Here is an 11,244-nt window from a genome sequence, read left to right as displayed (position 1 = left end):
CTGTCTCCGGGCATGGTGTTGTTTGTAAAATCAATTGAGTGGGCACAGGAAAACGGTATCCGGAATTTTAGTCTGGGCGCGGGATTGCAGGGATACAAGCATCGCTTTGGCGGTGTGCTGCAGGATGCCCGGAAACTCTGGGTGCCGACAAATCTTGGCGGCAGAACCTATGTGACGGCACTTCACGCAAAGCAACTTGCGGAAAGCATGTTGGAACGAAGTTCCACCAAAGCCTAGATTTGTCTGTTACCCCTTCAGATCTCAGCCGGCCGCTCGCACCAAACTTTGTACCGGGCCTCGATCAGAATGAGCCAATTTAAACGGTCAGAGCTCTGAACCGACAACACTGTCGAAGTGATGCCTGAACTCCGTTCAAAGATCTGAATTGCAAGCTTCTGGAAACAAGTTGGCAATGACATTCTAAGATCGACGCAAAGATTGAAAAGTAAAAGGTCAAACTATTCAAATTTATTCATTTCTAGAATTTCAGATCTGACTAAAGCCTGAAATATAAACCAGATGCTTAATAGCATAATCCAATTATGTGATTTTCATCACAAGTGAAAATCTTAGTTTTTATTAAAATGTCATCATTCTGCAGTCGTTGCGGAGTTTTGCGATCATTAATTACTTACTTATGCCCAACATTGAGAGGCACTCATAGTCACATCAAGACAGTTACACAGAAAGCAAAGATATTTTGAAAAGGATCACATAGAATGCGACTCCTCAAAGATACAAGAATTTTGCCGCTTTTATTCCTCTCCGTATCGCTGGCTTCCTGTCAGGAGTTCAATCAATTTCAACATTTTGAAGACCCGCGACTGAAATCCAATGGGCAACTGCTCGATGGAAATTTCGCCGCGGTCGTCAATGGTTGTCACATCTATATTAATAGACGAAGTAAAGTTATCACGTTCACAAATACTCAACTCAGCAACAATGACGAAGAGGGAACCAGAAAAAGCATTAAAGTTTCAAGGTCGGGAAATTTTTACAATTTTAACAACAATGATGACTTGGTTTTGACGCTGGATGCATCAAGGGAATGGAGGCGAATTCTAGGGCGCGACGCGACGTGGACAGTTAGTCTGAAGACATGTCAAAAGAAACATGAAGACGGATTGGGCAGTAACACCGTCACAGCATCAAACGAGACCACTTCAGTGGGTGGAACTGATGACGACACCAAGAACGGTCCGAAGCATGGGCATAAGGGCGGACCTAAAGGTGGACCCAAGGGCGGCCCAAAAGGTGGACCCAAACCCGGACATAAAGTGTGACCCGAAAAGAGAACGCGAAAAAAAGACGTGATAGGGGAAACAACTTGATTGGTGGACTTTAGATGTTGAGGGCGAAAACTGACTTGATGGCATTGCCAACGCCTTTTGGCAGTGCCGTCAGTTTAGAGCTCTTCCCAATTGGATTGGTTCATTCTGTTCGGTGGCTGATACGGCAATTTGCTCAGAGGCGCGTGACGTTCACAGCAGTGCACCGGACAAAACCAAGACCGTGAGGTGTCCGCCAGACACATGCCTGAAGTGCTCTACGGGATTTACCTCGAAAATGCGGCCAGCACGCTCTTCGTTATTTCTATTGACCATGAGCCAAAGCCGCATGGGCAGAATGAACCGATCTAATCGGGATGAATTATACTGACTGAACATGTCCGAATTGGCGACGGCGTCGATCCAGTTAGCTGGCTGAAACCCGCAGTCAGGCGACGATGTCGTTCTAATTGTAGGCGGACGAGAATCATCAAACGAGCTGCGCTTGTCGAGTGCGCAGCAGGTACGTCATCCGGCCCGCGGCGGACGAAACAGATATATGACCAGCCAGATCGGAACCACGATAAATGCGCCCAGTATCATGTTCGGGATAGCCCAGTCGCGAAACTCAAGCATGTAGATCCAGAGCTGGAGAGGGCTCATGCCAACCGAGCCGAGGATGTCTTCTGCCGTCACGTTCATGAACGAAAGTGCCGCCCCGACAAGCAGGGAAATCACTGCGATCTTGAATAGGGTCGACAGGAACGGGAACACGACGCGCAAGTTCTTTCTATGCTTGTTGCAGACACCCGCTTTAGACAATAGTTGTAAGGTCTGAAAACGGTGCCTCAATTCTTTGCTTTAAGAATTTAAAAACCATAAACAACGTTGCAGAAATTGGTTGAAGACTTGCCGGACTTGATCCACGAGCACCGAATGAGTCCAAAAAAATCGATTTAATGACCAAACTTCCATATTTTTTGCTGCAATGCGGCAAAGATGGTCTTGACCGCGATAAGACAAGCGGCGAATGTGCGCCACACGCATTTTGCGGTCTTAACTGGGAGTGAAAAATGAACAAAATATACCCGGACGCAAAGGCTGCCCTGGACGGGTTGACCTTTGACGGCATGACAGTGATGGCCGGCGGGTTCGGTCTTTGTGGCATTCCGGAAAACCTGATTGTAGCGCTCCGGGACTCCGGCGCTAAAGACATCACCGCAATCTCCAACAATGCGGGCGTTGATGACTTTGGCCTCGGCCTTTTGTTGCAGACACGCCAGATCAAGAAAATGGTTTCGTCCTATGTGGGTGAAAACGCCACGTTTGAAAAGCAGTACCTAAACGGTGAATTGGAGCTGGAATTCAATCCGCAAGGCACGCTGGCCGAACGAATTCGTGCAGGTGGTGCCGGTATCCCGGGCTTCTATACCAAGACAGGCGTTGGAACGCTGATTGCCGAAGGCAAGGAGCATAAGGACTTCAACGGTGAAACCTACATCATGGAAACCGGCCTTGTCGCCGACGTTTCCCTGGTCAAGGCATGGAAGGCCGACAAGGAAGGCAACCTCATCTACCGCAAGACCGCACGGAACTTCAATCCGATGATGGCGACCGCCGGCAAGGTTTGCGTGGTGGAAGTGGAAGAGTTGGTTGAAGTCGGCGAGCTTGATCCGGACAACATTCACACTGCCGGAATTTTTGTCGACCGCATCATTATCGGCGACCACGAAAAACGTATCGAAAAGCGCACAACGCGCGCAGCCTAAGGAGGAAACATCATGGCTTGGACACGTGATGATATGGCAAAGCGCGCTGCGCAAGAGCTGGAAGATGGATTCTACGTAAATCTCGGCATCGGTATTCCGACGCTGGTTTCAAACTACATTCCGGAAGGTGTTCATGTGACCCTCCAGTCGGAAAACGGTATGCTCGGCATGGGCCCGTTTCCGACCGATGAGGAAGTTGACGCAGATCTGATCAATGCTGGCAAGCAGACCATTACAGAATTGCCTCAGACGAGCTATTTTTCGTCTGCCGACAGTTTCGGTATGATCCGCGGTGGCCACATCGATCTGTCGATCCTCGGTGCAATGGAAGTCGCGGAAACCGGCGACCTGGCCAATTGGATGATCCCGGGCAAGATGGTCAAGGGCATGGGCGGTGCCATGGATCTGGTTGCAGGCGTCAAGCGCGTCGTGGTGATCATGGACCACACTTCCAAGGCAGGTGACCCGAAGCTGCTGAAAGAATGTTCACTGCCTTTGACCGGTGTGAAATGTGTTGATCGCATCATCACCAACTTCGGCGTTTTCGACGTCGCAGAAGGTGGACTGAAGGTAGTCGAACTCGCACCTGACGTCACATTGGATGAAGTTAAGGAAAAGACACAGGCGACGGTACTTTGATGTCATGAGGACCCGCTCACGCGGACACCGGACAACTTTCAAGAGAGGCGCCGGCAAAGCCAGCCGGCGCCTTTTTTTGTAGCCCTGTTTTTATCGTCGAATTCGTTATTCGGCAGCCGCGTTTTCGCGCCGTTCCGCGATCGGTTTGATGGCGGGGAAGTCCTGATCCGTCAGGGTTTCCTTTGAGAGCAGCAGCTCAGCGCCTTCATCGAGTTCGCTGCGATGGCCACCCAAAAGTTCCTTGGCACGGGTAAAGGCAGCCTCAACGCGGGATTTGATCGACAGATCGATTTCTCGCTGGGTTTCCGGCGACACTTCGGCAACGTCGCCCGCCGGCTGGCCCAGAAAATTCTGCCTTTGGGTTGAATAGGCACGGTTGCCAAGATCCGTGTCCATGCCGTAGCGCATGACCATGTCGCGGGCAACTTCCGTCACCTTTTGCAGGTCGTCCGACGCGCCGGTCGAGATTTCACCAAAGATGATCTCTTCGGCGGCGCGGCCCCCCATCAGGACCGCCATCCGGTTTTCAAGATCCTGTGTGGATAGCAGGAACCTGTCCTCGGTCGGTCGCTGCATGGTGTATCCGAGCGCACCGATGCCTCGCGGAATAATGGAAATCTTGTGAACCGGGTCACAGCCTTCCAGATTGGCCGCAACAAGGGCATGTCCCATTTCGTGGAAAGCCACGGTCCGACGTTCCTTCTCCGACAGGATCCTGCTGCGTTTCTCAAGGCCCGCGACAACACGTTCCACCGCCTCGTTGAAGTCCTGCAGAGTTACCGCATCGGCATTGCGACGTGTCGCCAGCAGAGCGGCTTCATTGACCAGAGTCGCCAGGTCCGCGCCGGAGAAACCAGCGGTCAGCTGAGCGATCTGCTCGAGATCCGTCGACGGGTCGAGCTTGATCTTTTTCACATGGACTTCGAGGATCGCAAGTCTGCCGGACTTGTCCGGTTTGTCGACAAGCACCTGGCGGTCGAAACGACCTGCACGCAGCAGGGCAGGGTCGAGGATTTCTGGCCTGTTGGTCGCACCCAGCAAAATGATACCGCTCGAAGGATCAAAACCATCCAACTCGGTCAAAAGCTGGTTGAGCGTCTGTTCCTTTTCATCATTTGTGCCCATCGGGCCGCTGGAACGTGCACGGCCAAGCGCGTCGAGCTCATCAATGAAGATGATCGCCGGTGCCGATTTGCGAGCCTGATCGAAGAGGTCCCTCACACGGGCAGCACCGACGCCGACAAACATTTCGACAAATTCGGAGCCGGAAATGGAAAAGAACGGTACCTCTGCTTCACCTGCAACAGCACGGGCGAGCAACGTCTTGCCGGTACCCGGTGGTCCGACGAGCAGAATGCCCTTCGGAACATGGGCACCAAGCCGCCCATAGGACTTCGGGTCTTTCAGGAAGTCGACGACTTCCTTGAGTTCGCGCTTGGCCTCGTCAACGCCGGCGACGTCTTTAAAACGGACATCGACATCGGTTTCGACATAGACCTTGGCCTTGGACTTGCCGACGGTCATCATGCCGCCAATGCCCTGTTTTTCGGCAAACCGGCGGATGATGAACATCCAGAGACCGAAGAACAACAGAACCGGAAGCACCCAGGACAAAATATCTTTGAGGAATGTGCTCTGGACGATCCCTTCAAACTTCACATCGTATTTGGTGAGTTCCTCGGCCAGAGGAATTTCAACACGCGTGGTAACGAAATACTGTCTGCCGTCCTTCAGAGGTTCCTTGAATTTGCCCTGGATCGTGTTTTCCTTGACCTCAATGGACTCGATTTTCTTGTCCTTGAGATAGGTCTCGAACTGGCTGTAGGGAATTGGCTCGACATTCTTGTATGTCGTCCACCAGCTCTGGAACATCAGCACCAGCATCATCGCGATGAAGGCGTACCAAAGGTTGATCTGGTGTTTCTTGTCCATGGAAAATCGGTCCCGGCAATGGATCTGACAATGCCGCCATTGGGACGATTTAACATCACACTGTCAAGCTGTTGCTGCGATTAAGCTGCAGACATGGATTGCCGCTTGGATTGTTTTGTGCGGAAGGACGACGCGCTTGATCTGGCGAGATAAATGACCGGGATAAGACCGACCAGAACGATAGCGAGAGAAGGCAGGGCCGCCTCTTCGAATGCCTCGCGCGAGGCTGCTTCGAACACCGTGGTTGCAAGGGTCTCGAAATTGAAGGGCCGTAGAAGAATGGTCGCTGGAAGTTCTTTCATGCAGTCGACAAAGCTGAGCAGCGCAGCCGAAAGGAGAACCGGCTTCAGAATGGGCAAGTGGATTTGCGTCAGCGTCTGACCGGTGTCGCGACCAAGGGTGCGGGCGGCCATGTCGAAATGCGGCGAGATTTTTCCGAAGCCGCCTTCCACCTGGCCATAGGAAACAGCGAGAAAGCGGACAACATAGGCGTAGACCAGTCCAGTGCCGCTCCCCAGTAGCAGAAGACCGGTCTTGATACCGAACCAGGCTTCCATGCGCGCATCGAGGAAGTTGTCGAAATTTGCCAACGGGATCAGGATACCGATTGCAAGTACGGTCCCGGGGATTGCGTAGCCGATAGAGGCAAGACGCACCGCTGCTTTCAAAGGACCTCTTGAGTTGAGGCGCAGTGCATAGGCCAGTGCCACAGAAATGGCAACGGTGATCAAAGCTGCCGCCGCAGCTAAGCTGAAACTGTTCCAGATCGTTACCAGAAATCCTTCGGAGAACAGCGCCTCCAGGCGCCGGCTGGCCCGGTCAGCCAGCATCACACCGGGGAGAAAAAAGCCGAACAATATCGGGAGAAGGCAAAGAACGAGTGCAAAACCGGCACGGGTGCCCTTCAGATCAAATCGCGTTGGGGCCCGCTGCTTTGATCCGCTGCTGCTGTCGAAGCGCTGTTTTCTGCGTCCGAGCCGTTCCAGCCAGAGCAGCAGCAGCACCATTGCCAGCATCGCGAGCGCAAGCTGCGCTGCCCCGCCGAGGTTGGAACGGTTCAGCCAGACATCATAGACGGAAAATGTCAGCGTTCTGACACCGAAAAAGGTGACGGCACCAATATCGTTGAGGCATTCCATCAGCGCAAGCGAGACACCTATGGCGACTGCTGGGCGGGCAAGGGGGAGGGCGATCCTGAAGAACAGACCATAGGGCGTTGCGCCCAGAGTGCGCGAAACATCTAGTGTTGACGCCGACTGGATCAGAAAACTCGCCCGTGTCGTGAGATAGACATAAGGGTAGAGCACGACACCCATGACGAAAATGGCGCCTCCGAGGGAACGGATTTCCGGAAACCAGTATTCCCTTGAAGTTTGGAAACCGAAGATCGACCGGATCGTACTTTGCACCGGTCCCGTGTAGTCCAGAACCTCAATATAGGCGAAGGCGACGATGTAGGTCGGCACAGCCAGGGGGACCAGCAAAGCCCAGTCCATGATCTTGCGGCCTGGAAAATTGCACATTGTCACCAGCCAGGCCGTTCCCACACCTATTACCGTGGTGATGAAGCCAACGCCGAGCATCAACAGCAGTGTCGTTCTCACGGACCCCGGCAACACAGTACGCAACAACTGTCCCCAGATATCGGCCGATGGCGAGAAGGCAATGTAAATGATGGCTCCCACCGGAAGGAGAACCAACGCCGCAATCAGCAAAGCGGCGATCTGCCAGAAACGGTCGACAAAAGTGAGGGATGGAGTGCGCAGCAAGGCTGATCTTTTTTGTTCGTAATGGTTCGCAGGAAGCTCTAACGGCAATTACTTGAAAATGCAAAAAAGCGCCGTTTGGAACGGCGCTTTTCACAATTTCTCACTTCAGACCGTCTCAGGACGCCGGGCCGTCATCAAAGCCGACCGTGTCAACCAGTTCGCTGGCCGTCTTCCGGTTCTTGGCAATGTCTGCCAGGGACAGGTCGTCCGGCTTCAACTCACCCCAGCTCTGGACGCGCTCGGACACTTCCACGCCAGGCGTGACCGGATACTCGAAGTTGGTCTCCGCGTAGATTTTCTGTGCTTCCGGGGAAGACAGGAATTCGATCAGCTGGACGGCATTATCCTGGTTCGGTGCGTGTTTCGCCAGAACGACACCGGCCAGGTTGACGTGGCTGCCGCGATCTTCGGAGTTCGGGAACAGAATACGGACACTGTCTGCCCACTCCTTCTGCTCAGGCTCTTTGTCGTTGGTCTGCATCTTGCCCATGTAATAGGTGTTGCCAAGTGAGATGTCGCATTCCCCGGCAAAGATAGCCTTGACCTGAGCGCGGTCGTTGCCGGTCGGCTTGCGTGCCAGATTGTCGCGAACACCCGCAAGCCATTCCTCGGTCTTTTCAGCACCATGATGCGCAACCATCGAAGCAATCAGACCGATGGTGTAGACGTGCTGGCCCGAGCGTGTGCAGATGCGGCCTTTCCACTTCGGATCGGCAAGTTCCTCGTAAGTGATGGACTCCTGATCAACACGGTCCTTGGAGGCATAGATCACGCGTGCCCGGTTGGTCAGTCCAACCCAGTGGCCGTCAGGATCACGGAACTGCTGCGGAATATTCTCGTTGACGACATCAGAGTTCACCGGTTGGGAAATGCCGAGTTGTTTGGCTCCGTCCAGGCGACCGATATCAACTGTCAGCAAAACGTCTGCCGGAGAATTATTGCCTTCAGCAGCAATGCGCTCGCCCAGGCCCTTGCTGGCAAAGATGACGTTGGTCTTGACACCGGTCTGCGCAGTAAACGCATCCAGCAGCGGCTGAATGAGAAAAGGCTGCCGGTATGAATAGATGTTCACCTCACCGTCGGCGATCGCCGGTGCTGCGGCGAATGCTGCAGTGGTCAGAGCGAGGGCACCGGTCAGGGCGCGAAGCGTGGAACGCATTATACTCTCCAAGAGGTCGGGTTGTTTTTTCACTGCAACAGCAAGCCGCAGCGCTTGGACGGGAATATGTCTCGACAGCACTTGGAAGTCAATAAAGCTAGTAAAATCAATACTTTAGAATTATTCAAAACTAACTGGAGGATTAAACTCCACTATTTTTTGCAAAAGCGAAGAAAAAACAGGAGTTTAATCCTCGACTTTTAATACGGAAAACCCGACCGACAGCGTCCAAATTGCCAGTCACGAATGCGTCATAAAAAATGCGACCAAATGTATCAGGTCCGTATTCGAGGCCTAAAGGAGGTCGATCGTGCGATTTTGCTGTTCGATCCTATTCCGACAAAACACGCTGGGTCGGGAAGATGATCTCAACCAACGTGCCCTGATCGGGCGTGGAATCGATGTGGAAGCTTGCACGGTTGGCCTCGACTAGGGCCTTTGTCAGCGGTAGCCCAAGACCGGTACCGCCGCCCCGGCTTGCGGTATGAAGCTGGCGGAACGGTTCCAATGCAGCTGCCAGCTGTTTTGCCGTCATGCCGGTCCCCGTGTCCCGCACCCTCAGAGCAACCTCGCCATTGCTTTCAAGCGCAGTTGACAGGATTACCTGTCCACCGGACTTGTTGTATTTGATGGCATTGGACAGAAGGTTCAGCACGATCTGACGCAGGGAGCGTGGATCGGCCACAACATCGGGCACCGATTCAGGCAAGCTGGCCCGGATGATGACCCGCTCGCGGTTGGCCTGAGGTTGCATCAGGGCCACGCATTCATTGATGACATCGTTGGTGGACACAGCCGAAAAGTTCAGGTCCAGCTTACCCGCCTCGATCTTGGAAAGATCCAGAAGATCATTGATCAGGCTCATGATATGGGACCCGGACGTGCGGATGTCTTTCAGGTAGTCCTTGTAGCGGTCATTGCCAATCGGACCGAAACGCTCTTCCATCATGACTTCGGAAAATCCGATGATCGCGTTGAGCGGCGTGCGGATCTCGTGGCTGATCTTGGCCAGGAAATCCGACTTCTGAGAACTTGCATTTTCTGCCTGACGCTTGGCCTGTGTCAGCTCTTCTTCGGCGGTCTTCCACTGCGTAATATCTCTGAGGACCGCGCAGAACTTGGCGTCTTCCTTGGCGCTCGTAATCCTCCCGATTGTCATGAACAGCGGGATAAGGCCACCCGTCGGCACCTTTCCGAGAACTTCCCGTCCATCGTTCAAGATACTGGCAACACCGTTTCGTGACAGGCCATCGAGATAGTCTGCCGCCGCACGGTGGCTTTCAGGAGCAAGAAAATCAGTAAAGGGGGCACCGATCATGTCGACCCGGTTAGCGCTGAAAAGCGCCTCGGCGGACCCATTTACCTTCACGATTGTGCCATGCTGGTCCAGAACCAGCACGCCATCCGTGGCCGTTTCCAAGATGGTGTCCATTTCGGCGATCTGGCTGCGGGCATCGTCAAGCTCTGAAGTGACATCCGCACCGACTTGCGAGGGTAGGGCAACCAGGGGAGCAAGCGGGGTCTGTTTCGAGGGGCGTTCCGTGATGGAAATCATCAGACCCCAGCTGTCGTTCCAGGGGACGGAATGCATGTGCGCATCAACGGAAAGGACACCGCCATCTGCAAGGCGCAGCTTCATGGTTTCATCGACTTCACCATCCATGCCGACCGCGTCCGGCAACTCTTCGGTGTCGTCGATAAACAGAGCCTCCAGTCCACCGGCCCGTGACAGGGCGGCGATGGATTTGTAGCCGAGCATGCGCAGCAGCGCCTTGTTGGCATAAAGCACTTCCCGGTCGTGGACGATGGCGATGCCGATCGGCAACCTGTCGAGCAGGGTCGGGTCAATCGGACCGGCCTCAGGCACGTCCGGTGTCAGGTCGTCAATCGCTTCTTCTTCAGGATCGGGCGAGTCAAAATCCTCAAGATCTCCCTCAAGCCGGGCACCAAGTGCTTCGGCGATCTTTCGGAAAGCCTGCCGCTCCGGTCGCGAGAGGCTGGACGTATCGACCGGAACCACGCGAGGGCGTGCGGTTGCCAGCGGAATGACCTTACCGGTTTTCACAGGCTCAGGGTCTGCCTCGGTGGCAGCTTCAGCGTCCGGTTGATCCTCACTGGAGGTTTCCACCGCCTGGTCCTTCAGCCCAAAGGCTGCCGTTTCTTCAAAGAAATCGCGTTCGTCGGCGGATACATCGTCCTCTGCGCGCTCACTAGGAGCATCCACGTCTTTAGCAGTTTGTCCGGCAGGTGTGTTTTCACCGGAAACTTCGATCAGGTCTTCTTCTTCTGTTTCTTCATGGAGAACACCGTCATCAGATTCATCCATCTGCGTTTCGGTGTGATCGTCTTCGATGACGGTATCGTCGTCCGCTGAGGCATCTTCATCGGCAACAGGTGCAGCAACGGCTTCGTTCTGGGTTTCGTCTGCCTGCTTGGCGTTTTCTTCAAACAGGTCCAGTGACTTCAGCGTCTCGGAAGCTTTGAAGGATTTTTGCAGCGACTTTACCGCGTCTTCGATCTCAGCAGGTTTCAATTCCGCTGTTCCGGAAATACCTGTCAGCTCTTCTGTCTCTGGCGGTTCTTTGGTTTCCGGCGACAAGTCGGTTTCCGACAGTTCACCGGATTCCATGAATTCTTCAGGTTCGGCGTCGTTTGCTACGGTCGCCTGCTGATCCTGAAGGGACGCTGCAAACTCTTCAGGCAACGCG

Annotated in this window: 9 protein-coding genes; 4 read left to right on the top strand and 5 right to left on the bottom strand. The window is 53.9% G+C overall.

The annotated features are described in order from the left end of the window. On the top strand, positions 1 to 237 hold a 237-nt coding region (locus K5905_RS16285), incomplete at its 5' end, for a GNAT family N-acetyltransferase (RefSeq protein WP_297585754.1). 482 nt (positions 238 to 719) lie between these two features. Then, positions 720 to 1,283: a hypothetical protein gene (locus tag K5905_RS16280; RefSeq protein ID WP_297585753.1), complete on the top strand. Its 564-nt coding sequence runs from the start codon at positions 720 to 722 to the stop codon at positions 1,281 to 1,283. A 513-nt stretch (positions 1,284 to 1,796) separates the two neighbouring features. Here K5905_RS16280 and K5905_RS16275 read toward each other — a convergent pair. Further along, positions 1,797 to 2,042: a DUF6460 domain-containing protein gene (locus tag K5905_RS16275; protein ID WP_297585756.1), complete on the bottom strand. Its 246-nt coding sequence runs from the start codon at positions 2,040 to 2,042 to the stop codon at positions 1,797 to 1,799. Positions 2,043 to 2,341: 299 nt separating this feature from the next. Here K5905_RS16275 and K5905_RS16270 point away from each other — a divergent pair, with 299 nt between their 5' ends. Together K5905_RS16270 and K5905_RS16265 are read left to right on the top strand one after the other, a co-directional pair. After that, on the top strand, positions 2,342 to 3,037 hold the full coding sequence (locus K5905_RS16270; RefSeq protein WP_297585751.1) for a CoA transferase subunit A: 696 nt from the start codon (positions 2,342 to 2,344) through the stop codon (positions 3,035 to 3,037). A gap of 12 nt (positions 3,038 to 3,049) precedes the next feature. Further along, positions 3,050 to 3,676, top strand: a complete 627-nt coding sequence (locus K5905_RS16265; protein WP_297585749.1) for a CoA transferase subunit B — start codon at positions 3,050 to 3,052, stop codon at positions 3,674 to 3,676. 105 nt (positions 3,677 to 3,781) lie between these two features. On the opposite strand, the gene ftsH is transcribed toward K5905_RS16265, so the two are convergent. The 4 genes from ftsH to K5905_RS16245 all read right to left on the bottom strand — a co-directional run. Then, a complete protein-coding gene (gene ftsH / locus K5905_RS16260; RefSeq protein ID WP_297585747.1) occupies positions 3,782 to 5,608 on the bottom strand; it encodes an ATP-dependent zinc metalloprotease FtsH in 1,827 nt (608 codons plus the stop codon). Between the two features lie 80 nt (positions 5,609 to 5,688). Beyond that, a complete protein-coding gene (locus K5905_RS16255; RefSeq protein ID WP_297585745.1) occupies positions 5,689 to 7,377 on the bottom strand; it encodes an iron ABC transporter permease in 1,689 nt (562 codons plus the stop codon). Positions 7,378 to 7,492: 115 nt separating this feature from the next. After that, complete coding sequence (locus tag K5905_RS16250; protein WP_297585743.1) at positions 7,493 to 8,536, bottom strand: Fe(3+) ABC transporter substrate-binding protein; 1,044 nt, start codon at positions 8,534 to 8,536, stop codon at positions 7,493 to 7,495. 331 nt (positions 8,537 to 8,867) lie between these two features. Continuing rightward, positions 8,868 to 11,244: ATP-binding protein (locus K5905_RS16245; RefSeq protein ID WP_297585741.1), on the bottom strand; the 2,377-nt coding region annotated here is incomplete at its 5' end.

The sequence above is a fragment of the Roseibium sp. genome, assembly GCF_025698965.1.
In the GTDB taxonomy this organism is placed as follows: Bacteria; Pseudomonadota; Alphaproteobacteria; order Rhizobiales; family Stappiaceae; genus Roseibium.
The sequence above is the reverse complement of the archived record's forward strand: the minus strand, read 5'-3'. Positions and strand labels throughout refer to the sequence as shown.